This window comes from Thalassotalea marina, assembly GCF_014656435.1.
In the GTDB taxonomy this organism is placed as follows: Bacteria; Pseudomonadota; Gammaproteobacteria; order Enterobacterales; family Alteromonadaceae; genus Thalassotalea_C; species Thalassotalea_C marina.
Map to the genome: position 1 here is coordinate 523,885 of NZ_BNCK01000002.1, position 24,426 is coordinate 548,310.

The following is a 24,426-nucleotide window of genomic DNA, read 5'->3' on the forward strand; positions in this document are numbered from 1 at the left end:
TATTTTTACTGATAAAAAAATATACCGCAAGAGAAATTGTATAATTGTTCAAATTATTTTGCCTTTTTGCTAGCACGCTTGCGTTGCTTTTTCGCAATCGCTTTTTTCTGTGCTGTTGTTTTTTTCACTTTAGGCTTTTTCACCGCAACACGCGCTTCTTTGTTTTTTGGGCGTAATGATTCAATTACGCGGCGTGGTAACTTTTCATTTAAGTAACGTTCAATTTTACCAATGACAGCCATATCGTGAGCTTCTGTTAAAGAAATCGCAATACCTTTATTACCTGCTCGTCCAGTGCGACCAATACGGTGTAAATAAATATCAGCTTTACGTGGCATATCAAAGTTAATCACATGTGTGATATCGTCGATATCTAAACCGCGTGCTGCTACATCGGTAGCAACTAATACATTAACACTGCCATCTTTAACTCGTTCTACGGCAGCATTTCGTTTGTCTTGTGGCATTTTTCCTTCAAGCCAAGCGACTGGAATTTCTTCAGCGTATAATTTGCCCGACAAATATTGTACTGTTTCACGTTTATTGGCGAAAACTACAGCGCGTTTTACTTCCTCTTGTTTTAGTAGGTGCGCTAATAAATTAAATTTATGTTGTTTGTCATCCGCTAAATGAATCCATTGTGTGATTTTACCTTTCTCTTTGCGGGAAGGATTAGATTCAAGAAAAACTGGTTCATTTAACAAGTCTTTGGAAAACTTCAATACACCAGAGCCCTCTAATGTGGCAGAAAACAACATAGTTTGCTTGCGCCACCTTGCCTCACCTACAATGCGGTTAATGGTTTCAGCAAAGCCCATATCGAGCATTCGATCAGCTTCATCAAGGATCAGTATTTCAATTTCACGTGGGTCAAACTGTTCGTTATCAATGTATTCTAGCAGTCGTCCTGGTGTTGCGATTAACATATCGGTTGTCGAGGTTAAAATTTCTTTATGACTGCCGTAGTTAACACCACCAGTAATCACACCCGTTTTGATTTGTGTGAACGAAGTCAGTTTCTCGTTTTGTTCACTGATTTGAAGGGCTAGTTCTCGAGTTGGAGTTAACACCAATACACGAGGAAAACCTGGTTTGGTTCTTGGATAATCCAATAAATGTTGAGCTGCTGGTAGTAAAAATGCTGCAGTTTTACCTGTCCCTGTTGGGGCTGAAGCTAAAACGTCTTTGCCACTCATCGCCTCTGGAATAACAAGTGATTGGATTGATGTCGGCTTTTTAAAGCCACATTCTTTTACACCTGCAAGTAAGGCGGAATCTAAATCTAGCTGCTCAAACATATTTATTAATTGGTTCATAGATAGGAAATTGTGTCTAATTATAAAAGGAATCTACAGGTTTGGCTAAAGCAAATTATTTTGCACTATGTGGTGTGTTACACACCTTCTAAAATCTCTGATAATTCATCTAAGATTTTGTTGCACCATGTAGTTATGCGTTCATCACTTAATTCGTATTGGTTGTCTTCGTCTAAGGCTAAACCGACAAATTCCGAATTGTCATTGATCAGAGCTTTTGATTGAGCAAAGTCATAACCTTGGTTTGGCCAACGCCCAATGACAAATGCTCCTTGTTGCTCAACAACTTCATTCAACATACCTAACGCATCTTGAAACCAATCTGTGTAACCAATTTGGTCTCCCATCCCGTAAAGCGCAACAATTTTGCCCTCTAACGAAACGTTAGCTAAGTCTGCCCATTGGCTTTCCCAGTCTTCCTGAAGCTCACCGTAGTCCCAAGTAGAAATACCCATAATTAGAAGGTCATATTCGGCACATTCAGCAATGTTGACATCTTTTAAGTTGTGCAATTCAACTTGGAATTTAGCTGCTAACGCTTGTTGAATTTTTTCTGCTGCAATTTCGGTATAACATGTAGTAGAGCCGTAAAATAAACCTATTTTCATCGGTAACTGAGGTTCCTCAACTAAGGGTGATGTTTTATTGCGCGCAAGTTTACCAGAAGCCTAACCAAGACGCTTGCAATTTTATTGATAATTTGGTGGTCTAATAGACAGTATTTACATTATTTGCGATAAAGCATCGTTTATTTATCGGCTGTGCTAATGGTAAACTGCAAGCCATAACTGTTGGAATTGGATTAATCATGTTGTTAAAAAAAGCGCTTCGCTCGCTATCTTGTGTAGTTTTGTTATCAAGTTTGTCTTCATTTTCTTATGCCGAGCAAGCAAAACCTGCGTTGGATAAAAACGCATTAACACTTAAAATTGGTGCCTTACTTGGGTTGGAGGTTAAATCTGTTAAACCATCTCCGATGGAAAACTTATTAGAAGTGATTACTAACCAAGGTATTTTTTACACCAGTGCCGATGGTGAGTTTTTAGTCCATGGTAAATTGTACGGTATAGGTGAAAATGTCACCAATTATACTGAAGAAGCTTTGGCTAAGTTAAGAATTGAAGGGATAGAGCAATTTAAAGGGGATTTTATTGTTTATCCTGCTAAAAATGAAAAGTTTACTGTGACTATATTCACCGACATTACTTGTGGTTATTGCCGTCAACTTCATCAACAAATGGATGAGTACAACAAGTTAGGGATCACGGTTCGTTATTTACCTTATCCTCGCGCTGGCGTTAAAGATAATAGAGGTCAGTTAACCGACGGATTTAAAGATCTACGCTCTATTTGGTGTCATGAAGATCCAGCCAAAGCATTAACTAAAGCAAAAGCGGGCTCGTCAGTAGCACAACGCATTTGTGATAAGCCACTTGAACAAGAATTTGATTTCGCTCGCCAAGTTGGTGTGAATTCAACACCTGCGATTGTTTTTGACAATGGTTTTATGTTGCCAGGATATCGTCAGCCTCAAGATTTACTTAAAATTTTACAAAGTCTGGCTGAAGAAAGTTAATCAAGGTTTTAGCTCAAATAACAATGATTAAAACAATACAACGAAGAGCGTTAGTAGACGACAGTTTTTTACCTACTGAATTACATCCTAAAATAAAACAAATGTATGCAACACGAGGTGTGTTGCATGCAGATGAATTAGCTCTCAGGGTAGAGCGATTAGCCTCTGTGGAGTCGCTATCAGGTTTGATGCTTGGTTGTCAGGTTCTACATCAAGCGTTATTACAGGACAAAAAAATCTGTATTGTGGGTGACTTTGATGCAGATGGCGCCACCAGCACTGCGTTGATGATGCAAGCATTAACTATGCTCGGCAGTTTTAACCATGATTTTATCGTCCCGAATCGATTTGAATATGGTTATGGTTTAACACCACAAATTGTTGATATCGCTCATCAACAAGGCGCTCAGCTTTTAATCACAGTCGATAACGGCATTAGTTGTATCGCGGGGGTTGAGCGAGCAAAAGCGCTAAATATGCAAGTGATTGTCACCGATCATCACTTACCCGGTGCCAGTCTACCAAACGCTGACGCCATAATTAATCCCAATCAACATGGTTGTGACTTTCCAAGTAAAGCGCTAGCAGGTGTTGGTGTTGCTTTTTATTTTATGTTGGCGATGCGCAAATACCTAAGAGAACTATCATGGTTTCAAACACGAGGCATCGCTGAACCTAATTTTGCAAAGTTACTTGATTTGGTGGCGCTAGGTACTGTTGCCGATGTGGTGCCACTAGACGCTAACAATCGTATTTTGGTTGAACAAGGCTTAAAACGTATTCGAGCTGGGCATACTAGGCCGGGTATTCAAGCTTTAATTGAAGTAGCTAATCGCGAACAAAGTGAATTAGTGGCCAGTGATTTCGGTTTTGCTTTAGGGCCAAGAATTAATGCAGCAGGGCGTTTAGACGATATGTCTTTTGGCATAAACTGCCTATTAGCACCTGATTTAATGACCGCACGAGCAATGGCAATGGAATTGGATGCATTAAATAAGTCTCGCCGTGAAATTGAACAAGGCATGCAACAAGAAGCAGAACATATTCTAAAAAAATTGGCGTTTAATCAAGATAACATGCCCAATGCGATTGCGCTTTATCAGCCAGAGTGGCATCAAGGGGTCATTGGTATTGTTGCCGGCCGATTAAAAGATAAGTTTTATCGTCCTAGTATTGTCTTTGCTAAAAACGAAGGTACAAGTGAAATTAAAGGTTCCGCTCGTTCAATTCCTGGGTTACATATTCGAGACTTACTTGAACACATAGATAGTCAACACCCTGGTATTATCATCAAATTTGGTGGTCATGCGATGGCGGCAGGCTTGTCAATTGAAGAAGCTAACTTTAACCAATTTGAACAATTGTTTGAACTATATGCCGGTAAGTGGCTAACGCCCGATAAACTTGAAGGTAACTTGTTATCTGATGGAGAGTTAACACCCAGTGAACTTTCCATTGAATTTGCTCAGTTACTCCGCGCTAGTGGCCCATGGGGACAGGCGTTTCCTGAGCCAATGTTTGATGATGTTTTTGAAGTAAAACAACAACGACTGGTCGGGGATAAACATTTAAAACTGCAACTAGAAAAGCAGGGCAAGCTCATTGATGCAATTGCTTTTAATGTTGATATTCAATCTTGGCCAAACACTCAAGCAAGTAAAATTCACGCTGCATATCGTCTTGATATTAACGAGTTTCGCGGCGTAAAAAGTGCACAATTAATCATCGAATATTTGACGCCAAATTAAGCGATAAAATTTAAGCAATTATTGTACTGGTAAGCGTTTATTTACCCTATATTTTACGCTACAATGCGCGACTATTTTATTTTTGACCACAAGTCGATATAGGCGCAATAAACTGAGTATGTTTGAAGTCAATCCTGTACTAAATCAAATTAAAGAAATCCGTGAACGTACTGAGATGCTCAGGGGGTATCTTTGACTACGATCACAAAGCTGAACGTTTAGTTGAAGTTGTCAGAGAATTAGAGTTGCCCGATGTGTGGAATGAGCCTGAACGCGCACAAGCACTTGGTAAGGAAAGAGCAAGCCTAGAAGCTGTTGTTGAAACGATTAAAACACTTGAGTCAGGCTGTGATGACATTGATGGTTTAGTAGAGTTAGCGGTTGAAGAGGAAGATCTTGAAACCTTTAACGACGCTCAAGCTGAAGTCACAGGTTTATTAGAAAACCTTGAAAAACTTGAATTTCGTCGCATGTTTTCTGGCGAACAAGATCCAGCAGATTGTTATTTAGATATTCAATCTGGCTCTGGTGGCACAGAAGCCCAAGATTGGGCCGAGATGCTAATGCGTATGTATCTGCGTTGGGGTGAAGCACATGGTTTTAAAACCGAAGTGATCGAAGTTACCGACGGTGATGTTGCAGGTATCAAAGGTTGTACCATCAAATATTCTGGTGATTACGCATACGGTTGGTTGAGAACGGAAACAGGAGTGCACCGTTTGGTACGCAAGTCGCCATTTGATTCAAGCGGTCGTCGCCATACTTCATTTGCTTCAGCGTTTATTTACCCAGAAATTGACGATAATATCGAAATTGATATCAATCCTGCCGACTTACGTGTTGATACGTTCCGTGCCTCAGGTGCTGGTGGACAACACGTAAACAAAACTGATTCTGCGATCCGTATTACTCATATTCCATCGGGTGCTGTTGTCTCGTGTCAAAGTGATAGGTCACAACACAAAAACCGCGCAACAGCAATGAAGCTGTTAAAAGCTAAGCTTTACGAAATGGAGATTCAAAAGCAAAACGAAAGTAAGCAAGAATTAGAAGACGGAAAATCCGACATAGGTTGGGGCAGTCAAATCCGTTCTTACGTTCTTGATGATAGTCGTATTAAAGATCTACGCACAGGTGTAGAAAACAGAAATACCCAAGCCGTATTAGATGGCGATTTGGATAAATTTATTGAAGCCAGTTTAAAGTCGGGCTTGTAACTTAGCATAACCATGCAAAAATCAATCTAATAGGATGATTGCATGGTGAATTGTTCGCGATTATGCTCGCGATATTAACCATTTTTTAACGCTCGTTAAAATCGAGCAACTTTAGCCACCAATTGAGAAGTCAAATGACAGAGCAAATTCAAGACGAAAACAAATTGATTGCCGAACGTCGCGGCAAATTAGCGCAGATTCGAGAAAACTGTTCAGCCAACGGGCACCCAAATAAGTTTGATCGAAAACACTATGCAGCTGATTTACAAGCTGCACACGGTGAGAAAGAAAAAGAAGCGCTTGAAACTGAAACTGCGGTTTACAGTGTTGCTGGTCGTATTATGGCAAAACGTGGTCCATTTTTAGTATTACAAGACATGTCTGGCCGCATTCAAGCGTATGCCGATAAAAATGTCCAAAAAGAAATTAAAGCCAAGTGGGGTGTATTGGATATTGGAGACATTGTTGGTGTGACTGGTACTTTACATAAGTCTGGCAAAGGTGATTTATACGTTAATATGGATGAGTATCACCTGTTAACTAAATCATTGCGTCCATTACCAGAAAAATTCCACGGCTTGCAAGATACAGAAACTAAGTATCGTCAGCGTTATGTTGATTTAATTATCAATGAAGAAACACGTAATACTTTTAAAGTTCGCTCAAAAATTGTCGAAGGTATCCGTCGTTTCCTGGCTGAACGTGACTTCATGGAAGTTGAAACACCAATGTTACAAACCATCCCTGGTGGTGCATCGGCTAAGCCATTCGTGACACATCACAATGCACTAGACGTAGAAATGTTTATGCGTATAGCGCCTGAACTTTATTTGAAGCGTTTAGTGGTTGGTGGTTTTGAACGTGTATTCGAAATCAACCGTAACTTCCGTAATGAAGGTTTATCAACGCGCCATAACCCAGAATTCACTATGATTGAATTCTACCAAGCTTACGCGACTTATCATGACTTGATGGATCTAACTGAAGAGATGTTACGCACGGTAGCCGAAGACGTTTTAGGCACAAGCGTAGTTCGCAACACCGTGAAAAATGACGAAGGTGAAGTTATTGAAGAAAAATTCTATGACTTTGGTAAGCCATTTGTACGTTTGTCTATGGTTGATGCAATCTTACAATACGCAAAAGAAGGTCTGATTACGGCTGAAGATGAAGCCGCGTTGCGTGATCCTGAAAATAACTTTGAAGCTATTAAAGCATTAGCGAAAAAAGTACACGTTAAAGAAGGTGAGGCTGCAAAAGTTTGGGGCCCTGGTAAATATATCTGTGAAATCTTTGAAGAAGTAGCAGAACATTTATTGGACCAACCAACATTTATCACTGAATACCCGTGGGAAGTATCACCGCTTGCACGTCGTAATGATGAAAACCCGTTTATTACTGACCGTTTTGAATTTTTCGTCGGTGGTCGCGAGTTAGCAAATGGTTTCTCTGAGCTTAATGACGCTGAAGATCAGGCTGAACGTTTCCGTAAGCAAGTGGAAGAAAAAGATGCGGGTGATGATGAAGCAATGCACTTTGACGAAGACTACATTCGTGCACTAGAGCATGGTTTACCGCCTACAGCCGGTGAAGGTATTGGTATTGACCGTTTAGTGATGTTATTTACTGACTCACCGACGATCAAAGACGTTATTTTATTCCCGCATATGCGTCCGCTAGCTGAATAAAAATAAAGGTTTAGACAATGAAAAGGCAACCGCATGGTTGCCTTTTGTGTTTCTGATTACCAATGCGAAGTTTAGTCTATACTTCGCTAATAACAATTTTTAAAGCGCAGTAACATTATTGTACTTAACTCCTGCATTGTTATTGCCAATAATACCAATTGAATTAAATATTTGGTCAACTTAGAACTTCATTAGCGTGCTTAGAACAAGCTAAATAATTTAAGCATAGTCATTCTATGGTTAGATTATTTAGAGATGTTATCAGAGTGCTAATGAGTTCCCAAAGGGCGAGTCTAACAGGCTTATAGCCTGCGTTATTGATTTTAACAAAGACGCTACAGGGATGTAGCTTATTAGAGAACGCAGGAGCAGGTTCTCCTGAATAACCATTCTTTGCAATCAATGCCTTGCCTCTGAACCTGTTAACTCTCGCTAAGTGGTCAAATATTTTTTTTAATTGGTATGAATATACGTTTTACCCACGTGGTCTTTATTATCAGTTCATATAAAACCAGTGAGATAGCCACGGTAAGTAGTGATATAAAAAGCAGCTTCAATAGCCAATAAATTTCTAATTCAGCAAAAGCCACTTGCAAAAATATGACAATGGGTAAGTGAATAAAGTACAGCCAAAATGAAGCATCAGCAAAGTACCTTACTACTTTATTCGGTTTGGTAAATATTGCTTTGCCCAAATTTAAACTCAAGATGATCAGCGACCACATCATCAGCGCGTAACCAAAACTAAATACTAGCTTGGTTAGCGAGTAGTTTCCGAAGATAGGATTTGCCTCAAAGCTAGCCAACCAAAGACTTAACAATGGCGTGACAAGCATGAAACAAAGCTTAGCTTTGCCGACATTGACAATTTTTTCTAATAATATGGGCTTGTTATGCAACATAATTCCAAAGCCAAAAAAAAGTGCATACAGGCCAAAAACAGGCCAGTTTGGCATTAAGGATTTGTCGGGTGTGTCTAACCCCCAGGCATTCATTAACCACAAAACCGTTGCTGTAGGAAATAGCAATAGGCTAAGTATCCATGGATTATGTTCTACGGTTGACAATAGACGATTACATCGTTGCGTTAAACTTTTGGCGACTATTGGCATCTTGTTGAATAAAACGATGCCAATAGTCAAACATGCGCTGAGTAAAATGAGATAATACAAAAACCACAAATGAGTACCTATAAGCAGATTGCTTGGTAATTCATAAAAGGTATTAAACGCTTGGTTTAATGCATTTAGATAATCAACATCGCCTTTCATGCTATCAGCCCCTAAAACCCAGCCAGCCACTAATAATGGCCTTAGTAAAAACCAACCAATAACAAAAGGCATGACTAAGCGGATCAGACGAGAGTGAACAAAATGTTGCAATGTAGTTTTGTTGATCGCCATATGGCTAAAAAATCCAGCGAGCATAAAAAACAGTGGCATACGAAAAGAGTGACTTAAATGGATAAAGTAAGTAACAAAATCACTTGTTGATATATCCATTACTGCCCAACCGATAAAAATCGGCATAAAAGATAAACTCGCGTGAAAAACAATGCCAAGTAATAAGGCAAACGCTCTAACGGCATCAAGGTAGTGTAACCTTGGGGAATTATGATTGGTTGAATGTTTTATATTCATTTGAAATGTTACCTAGCATGGTCAACCAAGTGCCAGCAGTAAAATACTGGCACCTAATCTTTAATAAAAACTTACGTTTGCTATATCGAAATCAAAATCAGACGGTTGTAAGCCAAAGGCGACAATACTTATACTGATTAAGGTTGAGGTGTTTAATTTTGTTTGTTCTGACCAAGCTCTTTTCATGGTATTAAAAGGGATGGTAATTTCATGAAAGGTGTTATCAGGCTTTATTACAATTGGTGCTGCATGAAAGTCAAAATTTGTGACTTCACTACTATTTGCTGACACTGATAACATACCTTTGCGCAATTTTACTTTTAGCTTAATTCCTGTAAATTTACTGGCATCTTGCATGCTATTATCAATACTTAATGGTAATACGGTACTAGACCAACCAGGTTGTCCTCTTGCGGGAGTTATCTTGCCAGTAATATTAAGGCTTCCTTGTTGAAAAGTGTGTTCTGTCTTAGTTTTGCCACCAGCACTTGAATCATCTATGTATAGTCTGGGTATACCTAAACTATTATTTGTAGCATGGCTAAAGTCATCGACTACTGTTGGCAATATTGATGCAAAGGCTATTGAGCTTACACTAATGCATGCAAGCATTGATGTGATATAAACTACTCGTTTTGATATGGTTTTAATAAACTTCATTTTATTCTCCTGACGTTTAAAAGCGTTATTGATTGAAGGTTTGATAAATAAGTGCCCGATAGAAAAATAAGGTGACAAATATTGGAAAAGTTTTTAGTTAATTATTTTTGTCACCTTTGGCTAAGGTTTGGCACTTATTAATAAATCCACAAAAATTGAAACGACATGAAGTTTTTTAAATCTTATTTGACCAGAGAAAAATACAGTGATGATAGTTTAGTAACGTTGTCACTGGGTGGTGACAAAGACGCGTTTTGCCAAATAGTTAAACGCTACCAAAATTTATTGTGTTCGATTGCTTATGCCGCCTTGGGAGATATTAAGCAAAGTGAAGACATCGCACAGGAGAGCTTTATTGAAGCTTGGAAAAAACTTGCTTCACTTCAAGAGCCTGAGAAGCTCAGAGCTTGGCTTTGTGGAATTTTACGTTTTAAATTAAGTCATTTTCATCGAAAAGAGCGACATCAAGTCATGTCTGGAGCTGTTGATATTGAGCAGCATGACGCTGCTGATGAGCATGAAATAGAACCACACATTATTGACGAACAACATCAAGTACTATTGTGGAAATTTCTCGATGGTCTGAACGATAACTATAAAGAGCCATTAATTCTTTTTTATCGTGAAAATCAGTCAATTGACAAGGTAGCCGAAGAGCTTTCTTTGACCAAAGATACGGTAAAACAGCGGTTGTCCAGAGGTCGAGCGCAGCTAAAAGAAGCAATGACCGAATTTATCGAAGACGGTTTAAAAAATACAAAACCAGGTGAAGCCTTTACTACTGGTGTGATGGTCATGATCAGTGATATTGCTCCTGGGTTAAAATCTACTGCGATTGGCACCAGCGCTGCGAAAGTTAGTTACTTATTTAAATTCACCTCAATTGTCACTCTTTTGGCATCATTGTCTGGTTTGATCAGTTCATATTTTGGCTTGCAGGCAAGCCTTGCGCAATCTAGGACGTTGCGGGAAAAGCAGCTAACTAAAAAAAGTGTTTCGCTGTTTATAATTGTTGCATTGGTTTTTGTCGTGGGCATGATGGCATTAAAATATATAGCATTGGCGCACCAATCTTTTATTAGCACTTACGCCACCTTGTCCCAACTGTTGGTATGTTTGTTTGTGGTCGGTTATCTATTACTGGTAAAACATGTTTTTGCAGCAATACAAAACTTAAGAGCCCAAGAACGAATTTTTCACCCTGAAGCTTTTGATAAGGGAATCGATACAGAGCAAGCTGAGCAACGATATTATAAAAGTTCATTTTCCTTATTAGGTGTGCCTCTGGTTCATATCCACTTTGGCTTGCACGAGGTAACAGATAAACCAACTTTTGCCTGGATCGCAGGTGGAACATACGCTCACGGATTATTATTTGCTTGGGGCGGAGTCGCTATTGCTCCGATAAGTGTCGGTATTTTGTCTGTTGGCGTCGTCAGTATTGGCGCCGTAAGTTTAGGTGTTTTAAGTTTAGGTACAGTTGCCATAGGAGCGTTAGGTCTTGGCGCTTCTGCTATCGCATTTAAGGCATACGGCTCTTTATCTGCTTTGGGTTGGCAAAGTGCTTTAAGTGATGGTTTTTCGATAGCAAACAACGCAGCGATAGGTCGAATCGCCTATGCTAGTGAAGTGAATAATGATGCCGCGGCACAGCTCATTAATTTAAGCTTATTTAATCATTTATACCCATGGGCTTTGTTATTTTTATCTGTCTTGGTGATTATCCCAGCTATTTGGTATGCAAATAATGTAAAACAGCGTCATGTCTAATGATACAACGCTGTTTTATATTTAATTAACTTGGTAGGTCGGCAACGCCCCAAATAAAGGCAGTTAAAAACGCAATGGATAATAATATGGTATATATAATACCGATGAAGCTATATTTCACTGCGGTTAAAAAATAGCCTTGTTTGTAAACGCGCTTTTGCATAATAAATAGGTAAATGGGAACCCACACTAAAATCACGACAACTAAATTATCCAAAATTGGCTGTACTGACGGCAAGTTTTTGGCGCTATAGTCCGTCAATAAATCAAGCAGTTCAGCTACTAATAAGGCTAAAAAGATAAAGCTATGGCTGTGTAAGGCGACGGTAAGGTGTTCTAAATACAACCGCTTAGAAAACAAATACATTATTTTGAGTATTAACGCGAATAACGGCAATAATATAAACATTAATTGCGGAAACTTATCGAGTGCCTGTTCAAACAACTGATCAAATGATGAACTCTTAACCTTTTGTTCAATTGAGCTTGTTGCTTGTTCTAATTTTGCATTAGCACTTGGTGTTAACCAGTCAAAGGTAAATGTGCCATCTGGGTTATTACTAAAATTAATACCACGCTCAGGCGATAGCTCTGCTTTTCCTACTTGGATATTTTGCCATTTAGTGTTTAAGGTTTCATATTTCTCAGATTCCTTTATTGACAATAACTGACCTGAAACTAACTTGCTCTCTAGAGCTACCAATTCGGAGATTAAACTTTCGTATGCATTATTATTGATTGAGTCCCTTTGCTTGATTTCTGCTAACTTGCTGTTGAATGAGCTGAGCAAGACTAATTTCTCTTGACTATTTTCTACGTCACTCTGTTTATAAATAGCAGCTATTTTATCCACCTCCTTTGTTAAGCTTTCCACCTCTTTAACGTGCTCAATCTCCAACCCTGTGGAGGTAGAAAATTTCAGGGATATAAAAAAGATAATACTAATAAACAGGTATAACCTGATTGGCGGAACATAATGAACACGGTGACCTTGAAAGTATTGATTAGTTAAAAAACCTGGTCGAAATAGCAAAGGAAAAAGCGTTCTGTTAGCGCGCGAATCAAAACTAAAAATATCATTTAGCACATGTAGCAAAACAGTCCAAAAGTATTTTAACGTTGATTCTACTTCTTGGCCACATTGAGCACAAAATGGCCCTTCAACAGGCGAATAACAATTTTCACACTGCTTTTTTTGATTCAACTCTGGTGAGATTAATGCAGACGCTTCTATTTCCGTATTAATATGTATGTTTGTCAGCTCGTTTTTAGGTTCCATGAACGGTGAGTATTTTTGTTATTTTGATGCATTTTAACAAGCTATAGAGAATATGAGTATGTATAAATATAAAAATAATTCAGGTTTTTAGTGATGAAACCAATTACTTCTGTTACCTTTAAGTGAATTAAGTTTCACACAGAAAGCCAAATGGTAGGAGAATTATAATGGCCTTTGAAGTGACGTTTGAATTGTCAGATTCAGATATTGAGCATTTTCGTGGTGTTATGAAAAAAGCACAGCAAGGTGCTAAGTCGTTAAGCGAAAAAGAAATTTTAGACAATGCTAAAAAACTAAGTGCAGATGTTAAATCAGATGTACCAGTTTTTGTTAGCGAGCGCATTAAAAAGCTTGAAACTTTAGTGGCGATGATTGAAGACAGTGAGTGGCAAATTCCTGATGAAGAGCGCTCAGATGTTTTAGCTGCATTGGCATATTTCAGTGATCCGGAAGACTTAGTACCAGATCATATTCCAGCGTTAGGCTTTTTAGATGATGCGATCATGATTGAATTGGTTGCAGAAGAGTTAACTGACGATATTGATGCCTTTAACGAATTTTGTGCATACCGTGAGCGTGAAAAAGAACGTGCTGGCGACAGTGTGATAACAACAGAAGATTGGTTAGATGCCAAACGTCGTGAACTGCATAGTCGTATGAGAAATCGTCGTTCTAAACGCAGAAGTGGGCGTTCTTCTTTCCGTTCTATCTTCTAAAAAATATGAAGTTTATAAAGCCTGCATTAGCAGGCTTTTTTTATTGATGGGTCACAAAAATCATCACCACAAAAAAAACAATAACCACTGCGTTAAACGCCAGAATATACATAAACCCCTTGAAACCATCTTTAACTGAATAGCCTTTTGCGTTCAAAAACCACCACCAAATTGCACACATGATTATGGGAAGAAGAAAAAATAATCTGATCATATTTGTTATACATCACTGATATTTATGTTTTTCATCTTAGAGTATTTTACTTAACAATGCACTAAGTGGAGTTTGAACGGTTTAATACTTTGCCTGACGCCAAACGAGTAAATACCGATGTTCATTGCTATATCTGCCCAAGAGCGTTGAATTATTGCAGACGTTATTAAAATTAGATAATCGATTTGCCTAAATTAACACTATAGTTGGAACCGCCAAGATGAATATTGATCTAGCGCAATAAACAAATTGCCAACTTTTTATACTATAGCCAGCCTGTTTTTATGAGCACGTTGTAGGAGCTTATTTGGTTATGGCAAATGCCGTTGTTTATGCGTCACAAATTACCAATAGAGATCTGCTTGTTTGTGCACCTGAAACTGCAACACATCAAGCTGCAAAGCTGATGAAGTCTCGTAAAACTAGCTCAATACTCATTCAATCTGGTGATGATATTGTCGGTATTTTTACTGAAGCTGACAGTACTAAAATTTCATTTACGCAATGTGATGATTTTGATGCACCTATTAGCAACTATATGAGTTCTCCTGTGATCTCGATAAGAGAAACAACACCCATTCAGGAAATTATAATGGCGTTTCACCGTCATCGAGTCAGACATTTATTGGTGGTTGACGAAAACAACTCACCTATAGGCATCACTAGCCAAACTGATGTGATTAAAAAGCAGGGTATTGAGCGCTATTTACAATTAAGAAAAATTAAAGATAACTTTAACCCGCGAGTACCAATTGTAAACGGTACTGAAAATGTGCAATTTGTTGCCAATAAAATGGCTGAATATCACAGCACGTCAGCCATTATTCACAATACCTGCAATGGCGATTATGGCATAATTACTGAACGTGATTTGTTGAGATTGATTGCTGAAAAGCAAGGCAGCAGAAGTGCTTGGCATCATGCGGCCCATCCATTACTGACCATTGATATCAATGATTCTTTATATCATGCCTATACCGTTATTAAACAGCATAGTGTTCGCCATTTAGTGGTATATGATAAAGACAACATTGTAGGAATATTATCACTACAGCACATTTTATCTGACATGGAGATTGCTTACATCCAAAAGCTAGAGTCAGTTTTAAGCGAGAGAGATTCTGCGCTTAAAGAATCACGTAAACACCTTTCTTTTGCCGAAAAAATCATTGAAGCGTCGCTTGATAGTGTCATGGTAACCGACCGGGCTGGCACGATCTTATCGGTAAACCCAGCATTTACACAGTTAACCGGATATTGCGCCAAAGAAGCAATAGGAAAAAATGCCAGTTTATTAAGTTCAGGAAAACACAATGGCGCGTTTTATAAAAAGCTTTGGCAAAGCATCACCGACAACGGAATGTGGCAAGGTGAGATATTAAATAAAAAGAAAAATGGTGATACCTATTCTGAATGGTTAACCATAGTTCGACTAGCTGAACCTGAATATGAAGATGCTCAAGAATATTACGCTGCTATTTTTAGTGATATCACTGAAAGAAAGCTCAATGAAAAACGAATTCATGCGTTGGCATTTTTTGATGAGTTAACAGGCTTACCTAATAGACGCTTGTTTAATGATAGATTCGAAGTTGCTATTTCAACCGCACATAGAAACCATCAGCTAGTTGCGACAATGTTTTTGGATTTGGATCGTTTCAAACAAATCAATGACAACTTAGGCCACAAAATGGGTGATGAGTTGTTAAAAGTAACAGCAGAAAGATTACAAGCCTGTATTAAAGAGGGGGACACTGTTTCACGATTTGGTGGTGATGAATTTGTTATCTTATTAACAGAGATGAATTCAGTAAAAGATATCGTTAAAGTTGCCGAGCGTATCTCCAAAGTATTATGTGAGCCTTATGAACTGAGCTCTCGTGAATTACATGTTACTTCTTCTATTGGTGTAGCGATTTACCCTGACGATGGCGAAACCACTGACGCATTACTGAAACATGCTGATATTGCTATGTACAAAGCCAAAGATAATGGCAGAAATTCATTTCAATTGTATTCACCCGAGATGAATATCGTGTCAATGGAACGTTTGATAATGCAAAATTGTCTGCGTATAGCTCTGAAAAAGAATGAATTTGAGCTGCATTATCAAAGTAAAGTGGATCATCAAACTCAAGAAGTTGTAGGTATAGAAGCGCTGGTAAGATGGAACCATAGTGAATTAGGAAGAGTATCTCCCGCTCAATTTATTCCAATGGCAGAAGAGCTAGGATTGATTGTTGATATTGATACTTGGGTGTTAAACACTGCCTGTCAACAACGCAGAATATGGCTTGATGCCGGAGTTGAGTGTGGTCCTATTTCAGTCAATATTTCAGCACTACATTTTAATCACGACTTAGTGTATTCAGTGCAGCAAGCACTTGAGCATTCAAGTTTACCGCCGCATTTGCTTGAATTAGAAATCACCGAAGGATGTTTTATTCAAAACATGAAAAATGCTTCGGGAATGTTAGCTGAAATTAGAGCTCTTGGTGTTAAATCTTCTATTGATGATTTTGGTACTGGTTATTCGTCCTTAAGCTATTTATCACAGTTAGCTTTTGATACGTTAAAAATTGATTGTTCTTTCATCAAACAGGTGCCAAAAAATGCTCAGCAGTGTCAGTTAGTAACCACAATTATCGCCATGGCCAAAGCATTAGATATTTCGGTCGTGGCGGAAGGTGTTGAAACACATGCCCAAGTTGAATTTTTATCGGACAAAGGATGTTTTGTTTACCAAGGCTATTATTACAACCGCCCTGGTAACGCCATGCAGTGTACAGACTTCCTACTGGAGTTTGATAAAAGCGCAGAACATAAAGACGTTGAGCTGACCTTGGCTTAGGCTAAGGTCAAGTTTGCTGTTGTTCAATTAAGCGCGTTAGCTGCTTTCTTATCGAGTATAAAAATAACAAGCTTGGGATCACCATTAGTGAGGTCATCACAAAAAACGCAGCCCAATTACCGTCTAGCCAGTCGACAAAAATACCTGAATAAGAGCCTAACATTACCCTGCCAAAGGTACCTAGTGAGGCCATTAAAGCATATTGGCTTGCGGTAAAGGTTTTATTACAAAGCACAGATAACAAAGCAACAAATGCCACAGATCCCCATGCAGATGTAAAACCGTCAACAAAAACAGTAACGGCAAATAGCGCTTTATTTGGCCCAACCATTGCCATAGCGGCAAACAATAAATTACTGGCCGACATAGCGATGCCACCAATAAATAAGCCTTTTAAAATACCAAACCTAATGGTGAATACACTACCGATAAGTGAAAACACTATGGTAGTTCCCCAGTTAATTAGCTTGGAATAATAAGCGATATCTTCATTACTAAAACCAACTTCCCGATAAAACACGATAGACATTCTGCCTAAGTAGGCTTCACCAAGTTTAAAGAGAAATATAAACATCAAAATTGATAGCGCCAGTCGTACACCATTTCGTTGAAAAAACTCTTGGATCGGCGCTGCCATAGTGGTCAATAACCAAGCCGTAAGTCTATGAATTCGTTTTGGTTCAGTCGAAGATAGAGTTTTACGTTCAATTTGCTGAGCAATTTGACTGTTTAACGAAATAAGTTGCTTAATCAATAAGGCAATTAAGCCGACAATTGTAAAAGTTAATAGAGCAAATCGATAATCTTTTAGTGATTCAGGCAGGCCAGGGTAGCCGATGTTACCATAAACAATAGTTGCGATGATGGTTGGAATAATCAAAACCACTTTATAAGACGCTAAAGTATGGTTAGGCAATACATTAACAAAATTTTGTTGGATGTTATCAAGGACTTTAGCTCTATTTGAAGCAGGCTCTGAGACAACAAATGCGGTAATCATTAAAACTGCCATGATAACTGCAAGTACAATAAATACTTCATGCCATTGCCACTCTGGACGACTTACTAGAATAAAAGGAATGCTGCCAAGACCTGCATATCCTGTCCACCAGCCTGATGTTGCCATAGCTGAACCTGCAGCCATGGCTTCACTATTTTGATCGGATAAAATATCGATTCTATAAGCGTCTATGGCAATGTCTTGAGTCGCCCCAGCAATGGCAATAAATAGACCAAACAACGCCATCAGATGTAATTGGTTTTCAGGGCTGAAAAAACTCAGTTGAAAGGCACATAAAACAATGAGCAACTGTGTCGACATGATCCAGCTTCGTCTTAAACCAAACTTTTGGGTAAGTAGAGGAATACGGAGTCGATCGGCAAGAGGCGACCATAAAAAGTTAATGCTGTACATGGCAAAGATCAGACCAAACAACCCTATACTTGAGCGGCTTAAACCTTCATCTTTTAGCCATCCTGTCATGGCTGAGCCTATCATCACCCAAGGAAAGCCACTAGCAACACCAAAAAAGAAGATGGTTAACAGTTTTTTATTTTTAAAGTATTGGAGTGTTGATTTTATTGTCTGCACAGCTCAAGCATATCGTTTTTATTGAATGACCAAGCCGAGGGTAACAGTTAATCTTGATAGACAGAAGTACTTTTTACCTTCACGTTCTGTGATTAATGCAACGGGCGCCACCCTATACAATCAATGGGGTAGCTACCTCTATCGTCAAAAAAGTCGATGCAGGTTTTTATTTCACTTTGGAAAAAAAGATTGTTGATTAAAGCCTGGCTGCCGTACAACGAAAACTCGTGAATAAGATGCCAAAACACACGTTCTTTAGCGCTACCGGGTGTCTCATCGGTAACAGGTATTAAGGTCCATTCCTCTATAGTGTCTTCAACAAACCGATCTAACTCAGTGTAATGAATGTCATGTTCAATAACAGCTTTGACATAGGCACTGGTTTGAACGATTTTTTCATTGATAAACTGCTCAATGATCATCTTCATCCCCAAAACTCTTACATTAATCGTAATACGTTATTTAGCGCTTTTATTTAGTGTTTTTAGCTGAGCAAGGCGGGTAGTTATTTTTAGGCAGGCCTGCTATGTGACCAACTATTTAACCGAGTTGGTATTACTATTAGTTATCGGTGAGAAAGTAGAATCTGTCAAAGTTGAAAAGTGAGTTTTTTGTACAAAAATTGTAAACTGCGCCAATAACCGACGCAGTTTTAGTGGCTTACAGCTTATTGAGCAGGTAACAAAGTTGCTTTTTTTAACACGATAGGTTCAATCGGTACATCTTCCCAACCTAAACTACCATTAAAATCCGTTTTCACTTTTGCCATGGCTTCCATGACGGCTTCGCCTTCGATAATTGCGCCAAAAACGGTATAGCCCCAACTTCTTCCCGGATCTAAGTTGCTGTTATCGGCGGCGTTGAAAAAAAACTGACGGTTGGCACTGTGTGGTTTATTTTCTCTGGCCATTGCTATAGTACCAAGTTCATTTTTTAACCCGTTACCTGATTCATTGACCACTGCACTTTTAATGTCTTTGGCCTCTAATTCGGTATTGTAACCGCCGCCTTGAACCACGTAGTCTGTCACGACTCGGTGAAAAACAGTATTGTCATATTCACCACTAACGACATACTGCAAAAAATTGTCTACGGTTAGTGGTGCTCTAATACGGTCGAGCTCGACAATAATATCGCCCATTGAGGTTTCAAACTTCACTTGCGGATAAAGGTTATTAGGATCAATAGCGGCCTGTTGTGCAAAACTTGTCTGCCAAAGCATAGCCAATAACAAAAACCATTTTTTCATTGCTGTTAAGACCTCACAAACTGATGAATTTCAACGTCGCCAACAATTTGAGAGATTAAGTTACCAAGTTGCTGGTTAAAGTCACGCTCAAGCACTGCGATATCTGCTGCCAATAAACCTTCTGAAGACGATTTACTATTAAACGTTTTGGTTAAAGTAGACTCACCTTTTTTAACCTGTACCGTTAGAGTGAGTCGACTATTTGCCTTATATCGTGATAAAGATTGAGCCACCTTGACATAAGCTTGATTTATGGTCACCGCAAAAGTTTGTTGGTTACTAGGAGAAATCTGCAGCTGATTCGATTTTAATGCCTGAGTAAGTTGCTGCTCAATCGCAATAGCAAAATCGTTTGCATTGCTAACTAAGTGTGATGCTTTGTCTTCTTTTTTTATTTCTATAATGTGTAAGTGAGTTCTGAGATCTTCAACCGATACTTTGGCACTAAAGCCTGCAAAGGCATTACTGCTTACTGTACGGACATCGGGAGCGATAATCATTTGGCTTGGTTTTTGGCTACAGCCGAATAAGGTTACAGCACTAACAAGAACGGTAGGGATGAGTTTTTTATTTAGGGGCATAACGATTCTCATTTTTTAGCGGTTAAAATAACAAACTTTTTGTCACTGGCAATTAGCTTACTGTTACCAAAAATTCGTTTCAACTTAATATGGTATCCAAGTTGTCTATTACCAACAATAGTGAGTTTTGCCCCTTTTTTTAATACGTTATAGCTGTCTTTAAACATTTGCCATGCAATATGATCGGTCACAGCATTTTGCTGGTGAAAAGGAGGATTACAAACAATGTGGTCGGCAGAATCAGGTTCAAAGCCAGTTAAACAGTCGTTGGCAACAAATTTAAATTGTGATGCTTGTTCTGGAAAATTAAACTCAAGTGTCTTTTGTGCTGAGGCTACCGCCATAAAGGATTCATCAACTTGTGTAAGCTGAATACTTGGTTGTTGTTGCAATAAGTACAGGCCCAAAACGCCATTTCCACAACCAAGGTCAATAACATGTTGATTAGGTCTTAGTGTCGGTAAGTGTTCAATAAAAAATCGAGCACCTATATCCAATTTGTCACGGGCAAATACATTGCTGTAGTTAAATACTTGATACTTTTTATCATCTGTTTGCCACTGTTTAAACTGTGGAATATTCGTTTGAGCAATTGGAGCGTCGAGTTGGCAAAAAACCAGCCTAGCTTTTTTAACTGCTAGAGACGTTGTTGTGGTACCAAGACGCTTTTCAAAAATCGCTAAAGTAGAAGAGTGAATGTTTTTTGCTTTATCGCCGGCGATAAAAGCAGCAGTACAGCCGTATTGCTGCCGAATAGCTGATAACTGTTCTTCTAATAATTGTTTGCTTTTTGGGATCTTAAATACGATCACATCAACCTGATCAGGCAATGTATCAAGGCTCGTTAACAAAGTCAGATTTGAGACATCGAGATTGTTTTGTTTGGCATTCGCTTTTAACCCGAACTGACTAACAACAGAGTCAGTAACACTAAAAACCTTCGATTGTGGAAAGCTCAACGACAAAGCGCCAAAGCTATCGTTGAAAACAAGTATGGTTTTTGATGAGTCAATAACTTGTGATTCATTGACGTAATTTACTAAATATTCGTCGGTTGAATCCCACGCTTGTAAACTGCGAGTGACTTGATTTGCAGGAAAGCGAGTTAAAAACAAAGGTTGATCATTTACAATAAAAGGGCTTTGCATAGATGTTAGGGCTTATGTGACGCTGGATGCAAGAGCTGTATTGTGCCAAAATTCTGCTCAGGTCTCTATATCAATATGGGTTTTTGTTATTAACATTCCTCTTCCTGATGCAAGCTTAGTGTTTTACCCAAATTTTATTGCTTTTGCTGAAAGTAAAGTACTGGCTAATACCTTGTATGAGAAAATTCAGTGGCGCCAAGACCAGCTATACATGTATGGGCGCTTGATTGATATTCCCAGGCTTCAAGCATGGTATGGTGATGCTGGAACGGATTATCAATATTCTAATTTAAAGTTAAACCCTCAGCCGTGGAACGATGAATTATTGGCATTGAGGCATGTTATCAGTGAAAAAAGTCAGGCGTCTTTTAATTCGGTTTTGGCAAATTGTTATCGTGATCACCATGACTCAGTTGGTTGGCATAGTGATGATGAACCTGAATTAGGGCCTGAACCTGTGATAGCCTCTTTATCTTTGGGAGCTGAGCGGTATTTTCACATGAAGCACAAACAATCAGGTGAAAAATTCAAACTCAAGTTGCCTAGTGGTAGTTTGTTGATAATGAAAGGAAAAACTCAAAGTTTTTGGCAGCATGCTGTTTTGAAGTCTAGGCAAATGGCGCCTTATCGTATCAATTTGACCTTTAGAAAAATTTTAAAATAAATTTTATTTTTACTGGCAAAGGCTTAGTGAAAAATAGGATAATTTGGCCGTCTAGACAGATGGCTATAGTGTAATTTACATCTAGACTTAGCCTTATAACACAAACATAAAATCAACTAACAAGGGAACCTTTTATGAGTATTGAAGCTGTCATTGAAGAAAAACTCTTGTCGGCATTTTCTCCCATTCACCTTGATGTCATCAATGAAAGTCATCAACATAATGTGGCGCCAGGTAGTGAATCTCATTTCAAAGTAATCATCGTATCTCCAAATTTTGAAGGTGAACGCTTAATCAAACGTCATCGTGCGGTAAATGCGATCTTATCTGAGGAACTAGCAGAACATATCCATGCGTTGGCATTACATACCTACACTGAAAAAGAATGGATTGAATATTACGCAGACAACACGCCGTTATCACCAAAATGCCTAGGTGGCTCAAAAGGAGAACAACGCGCTTAGTTGTAATACGCCATCAACTGAATTTAAACTGAAAAGCCACAAGGTTGAGAATATCTTGTGGCTTTTTTATTTTCACTTTTAAAAAAGCTTGTTAAGCTGTAAAGCTAATAATAAAACAACAGGGTGTTTCTATGCCTTTGTCATGGCTTGATAAATTTGTTAAGCGCATAGATAAAGTGACTGAACTAACCGGTAAAACTATTATGTGGTTTACCTTGGTTATGGTTATTGTCAGCTTTTTAATCGTAGTACTTCGTTATGGTTTTAATCTTGGTTGGATTGCCATGCAGGAGTCTGTACTTTATTTTCACGGTTTTGTTTTTATGCTCGGGGCAGCATACACATTAAAAGCTGATGGCCACGTTCGTGTCGACATCTTTTATCAAAAATTCTCTCAGAAAAACCAAGCGTTTGTTGACTTGTTTGGCACCTTGTTTCTATTGTTTCCTGTTTGTTTTGCTATCGCTTTTTTAAGTTGGGATTATGTTGCTGCATCTTGGCATATCATGGAAAAGTCTGGTGAAGCAGGTGGATTGCCCTTGGTTTATCTTAGTAAGTCGCTGTTAATATTGTTGGCCGTTACACTGAGTTTACAAGGCCTTGCCGAAGTTGGCCGAAATCTTATTGTTATATATCAAGTTAAGGGGAATGGTTAATGGAGTACCTTTCTCTACTCATGTTTGTTGTTGTTTGTTTGGTGTTGCTGCTGGGTTATCCAGTGGCATTGTCATTAGCGGGCACTGCATTGATATTTGCAGGCGCTGGCGCTGTTTTTGGTATTTTTGAACTGTCATATTTACATGCATTACCTAATCGCATTTTCGGCATTATTAATAATCAAACCTTGCTGGCTGTGCCTCTTTTTGTGTTTATGGGCGCAATGTTAGAGCGTTCAAAAATCGCTGAAAACTTACTTAACGCAATGGCGGTATTGTTTGGTCGTTTTAAAGGAGGATTAGGGATTTCGGTTACATTGGTCGGTATGTTATTAGCGGCCAGTACCGGAATAGTTGGTGCAACTGTAGTCACTATGGGCTTGTTATCATTGCCGACTATGTTAAAGCGGGGGTACAACCAACAGTTTTCGACGGGCATCATTTGTGCAACAGGAACTTTAGGACAAATAATTCCACCATCGATCGCTTTAGTGCTGTTAGGTGATGTGTTATCGAGTTCTTATCAAAAAGCTCAGTTACAAATGGGGATTTTTAGTCCTGAAACCGTTTCAGTAGGTGACTTGTTTGCTGGCGCCTTAATTCCTGGGCTAATTTTGGTAGTGATGTATTTAATCTATTGTGTTGTTTATGCCGCAATCAAACCCGCGCAAGTTCCTCCTTTAACGATTGATGATACCAATGAAATTCTTCAAAACCGTTCTTTAACCAAAGTAATGTTTAGTGCGCTAATTCCTCCGATGATTTTAATTCTAGCGGTATTAGGTTCAATTTTACTTGGTTATGCAACACCTACCGAAGCTGCAGGTGTTGGTGCGATGGGCGCATTGTTATTAGCAGTATTTCAGGGGCAGTTATCTCGGACTAACTTGAAGGCTGTTATGGAAAGTACCGTTAAGATAACGTCGATGGTCTTTTTGATTTTAATCGGCGCCAGCTTGTTTTCTCTGGTATTTAGAGGGTTTGGCGGTGAAGATTTAGTTCAAGGATTTTTTGAACAGATGCCTGGTGGTGTTGTAGGTGCAACCTTAATCGTTATGTTAGTGATATTTCTATTAGGGTTTATATTAGACTTTATTGAGATTACTTTCGTCGTTGTGCCAATTGTTGCCCCCATTTTATTAGCGATGGGATTAGACCCAATTTGGTTAGGCATTATGATAGCAATTAATTTGCAAACCTCATTTTTAACACCGCCGTTTGGCTTTGCTTTGTTTTATTTGCGGGGCGTAGCGGATAAAACCGTTAAAACCGCTGCAATTTATCGCGGGGTTATCCCGTTTATATTGATGCAATTAGCATTGTTGATCGCATTAGCGTATTGGCCGTCTATAGTGACGTGGCTACCCTCGAAAATATATGGCTAACAAAAGGAAGGAA

Annotated in this window: 21 protein-coding genes; 11 read left to right on the forward strand and 10 right to left on the reverse strand. The window is 38.8% G+C overall.

Features of this window, described 5'->3' with window-relative positions; genetic code table 11:
* Positions 1-53 precede the first annotated feature (53 nt).
* Entirely contained in the window at positions 54-1,298 is a 1,245-nt protein-coding gene (gene srmB, locus IE199_RS05625; protein WP_189768397.1) for an ATP-dependent RNA helicase SrmB, read from the reverse strand.
* Positions 1,299-1,393: 95 nt separating this feature from the next.
* Positions 1,394-1,924 carry a flavodoxin FldB gene (fldB, locus tag IE199_RS05630; RefSeq protein ID WP_189768129.1) on the reverse strand — a complete coding sequence of 177 codons (531 nt, stop codon included), beginning with the start codon at positions 1,922-1,924 and terminating at the stop codon, positions 1,394-1,396.
* Positions 1,925-2,124: 200 nt separating this feature from the next.
* On the opposite strand from fldB, the gene IE199_RS05635 reads away from it, so the two are divergent.
* The 4 genes from IE199_RS05635 (at position 2,125) to lysS (ending at position 7,545) form a co-directional block, all read left to right on the forward strand.
* On the forward strand, positions 2,125-2,892 hold the full coding sequence (locus tag IE199_RS05635) for a thioredoxin fold domain-containing protein (protein WP_189768131.1): 768 nt from the start codon (positions 2,125-2,127) through the stop codon (positions 2,890-2,892).
* Positions 2,893-2,915: 23 nt separating this feature from the next.
* Positions 2,916-4,640 (forward strand): single-stranded-DNA-specific exonuclease RecJ, encoded by a 1,725-nt coding sequence (recJ, locus tag IE199_RS05640; protein ID WP_189768133.1) that lies wholly within the window; start codon positions 2,916-2,918, stop codon positions 4,638-4,640.
* Positions 4,641-4,758: 118 nt separating this feature from the next.
* Positions 4,759-5,857 (forward strand): peptide chain release factor 2 gene (gene prfB / locus IE199_RS05645; RefSeq protein WP_189768135.1). Its coding sequence is split into 2 segments (ribosomal slippage): positions 4,759-4,833 and positions 4,835-5,857, totalling 1,098 coding nucleotides; the frame shifts between segments, so codons are not numbered across the junction.
* 134 nt (positions 5,858-5,991) lie between these two features.
* Positions 5,992-7,545 carry a lysine--tRNA ligase gene (lysS, locus tag IE199_RS05650; protein WP_189768137.1) on the forward strand — a complete coding sequence of 518 codons (1,554 nt, stop codon included), beginning with the start codon at positions 5,992-5,994 and terminating at the stop codon, positions 7,543-7,545.
* Positions 7,546-7,985: 440 nt separating this feature from the next.
* On the opposite strand, the gene IE199_RS05655 is transcribed toward lysS, so the two are convergent.
* A complete protein-coding gene (locus IE199_RS05655) occupies positions 7,986-9,185 on the reverse strand; it encodes an acyltransferase family protein (RefSeq protein WP_189768139.1) in 1,200 nt (399 codons plus the stop codon).
* Positions 9,186-9,245: 60 nt separating this feature from the next.
* Positions 9,246-9,845 carry a CIA30 family protein gene (locus tag IE199_RS05660; RefSeq protein ID WP_189768141.1) on the reverse strand — a complete coding sequence of 200 codons (600 nt, stop codon included), beginning with the start codon at positions 9,843-9,845 and terminating at the stop codon, positions 9,246-9,248.
* Positions 9,846-10,010: 165 nt separating this feature from the next.
* On the opposite strand from IE199_RS05660, the gene IE199_RS05665 reads away from it, so the two are divergent.
* On the forward strand, positions 10,011-11,615 hold the full coding sequence (locus IE199_RS05665) for an RNA polymerase sigma factor (RefSeq protein WP_189768143.1): 1,605 nt from the start codon (positions 10,011-10,013) through the stop codon (positions 11,613-11,615).
* A gap of 25 nt (positions 11,616-11,640) precedes the next feature.
* Here the strand turns inward: IE199_RS05665 and IE199_RS05670 are convergent, their stop codons facing one another.
* Positions 11,641-12,894 carry a DUF3667 domain-containing protein gene (locus tag IE199_RS05670; RefSeq protein WP_189768145.1) on the reverse strand — a complete coding sequence of 418 codons (1,254 nt, stop codon included), beginning with the start codon at positions 12,892-12,894 and terminating at the stop codon, positions 11,641-11,643.
* 167 nt (positions 12,895-13,061) lie between these two features.
* Between IE199_RS05670 and IE199_RS05675 the strand changes: the two genes are divergently transcribed.
* Positions 13,062-13,610: a YkvA family protein gene (locus IE199_RS05675; RefSeq protein WP_189768147.1), complete on the forward strand. Its 549-nt coding sequence runs from the start codon at positions 13,062-13,064 to the stop codon at positions 13,608-13,610.
* 527 nt (positions 13,611-14,137) lie between these two features.
* Positions 14,138-16,675: an EAL domain-containing protein gene (locus tag IE199_RS05680; RefSeq protein WP_189768149.1), complete on the forward strand. Its 2,538-nt coding sequence runs from the start codon at positions 14,138-14,140 to the stop codon at positions 16,673-16,675.
* A gap of 7 nt (positions 16,676-16,682) precedes the next feature.
* Here IE199_RS05680 and IE199_RS05685 read toward each other — a convergent pair whose 3' ends face one another.
* From IE199_RS05685 to IE199_RS05705, 5 genes are all read right to left on the reverse strand, one after another.
* On the reverse strand, positions 16,683-18,266 hold the full coding sequence (locus IE199_RS05685) for an AmpG family muropeptide MFS transporter (protein ID WP_229854553.1): 1,584 nt from the start codon (positions 18,264-18,266) through the stop codon (positions 16,683-16,685).
* 92 nt (positions 18,267-18,358) lie between these two features.
* Positions 18,359-18,694 (reverse strand): hypothetical protein, encoded by a 336-nt coding sequence (locus IE199_RS05690; RefSeq protein ID WP_229854554.1) that lies wholly within the window; start codon positions 18,692-18,694, stop codon positions 18,359-18,361.
* 239 nt (positions 18,695-18,933) lie between these two features.
* A complete protein-coding gene (locus IE199_RS05695; RefSeq protein ID WP_189768151.1) occupies positions 18,934-19,515 on the reverse strand; it encodes a peptidylprolyl isomerase in 582 nt (193 codons plus the stop codon).
* 5 nt (positions 19,516-19,520) lie between these two features.
* Positions 19,521-20,096 (reverse strand): YajG family lipoprotein, encoded by a 576-nt coding sequence (locus tag IE199_RS05700; RefSeq protein WP_189768153.1) that lies wholly within the window; start codon positions 20,094-20,096, stop codon positions 19,521-19,523.
* An 8-nt stretch (positions 20,097-20,104) separates the two neighbouring features.
* Positions 20,105-21,244, reverse strand: coding sequence for a methyltransferase (locus tag IE199_RS05705; RefSeq protein ID WP_189768155.1), 1,140 nt, complete (start codon positions 21,242-21,244; stop codon positions 20,105-20,107).
* Positions 21,245-21,260: 16 nt separating this feature from the next.
* On the opposite strand from IE199_RS05705, the gene IE199_RS05710 reads away from it, so the two are divergent.
* From IE199_RS05710 to IE199_RS05725, 4 genes are all read left to right on the forward strand, one after another.
* Positions 21,261-21,908 (forward strand): alpha-ketoglutarate-dependent dioxygenase AlkB family protein, encoded by a 648-nt coding sequence (locus IE199_RS05710; protein ID WP_229854555.1) that lies wholly within the window; start codon positions 21,261-21,263, stop codon positions 21,906-21,908.
* Positions 21,909-22,042: 134 nt separating this feature from the next.
* Entirely contained in the window at positions 22,043-22,372 is a 330-nt protein-coding gene (locus IE199_RS05715; protein WP_189768157.1) for a BolA/IbaG family iron-sulfur metabolism protein, read from the forward strand.
* A 131-nt stretch (positions 22,373-22,503) separates the two neighbouring features.
* The gene (locus IE199_RS05720) at positions 22,504-23,028 is read left to right on the forward strand and encodes a TRAP transporter small permease subunit (protein ID WP_189768159.1); all 525 of its coding nucleotides are present in this window, start codon (positions 22,504-22,506) and stop codon (positions 23,026-23,028) included.
* Positions 23,028-24,413, forward strand: coding sequence for a TRAP transporter large permease (locus tag IE199_RS05725; RefSeq protein ID WP_189768161.1), 1,386 nt, complete (start codon positions 23,028-23,030; stop codon positions 24,411-24,413). Before IE199_RS05720 ends, IE199_RS05725 begins: the two co-directional genes overlap by 1 nt.
* Positions 24,414-24,426: the final 13 nt, after the last annotated feature.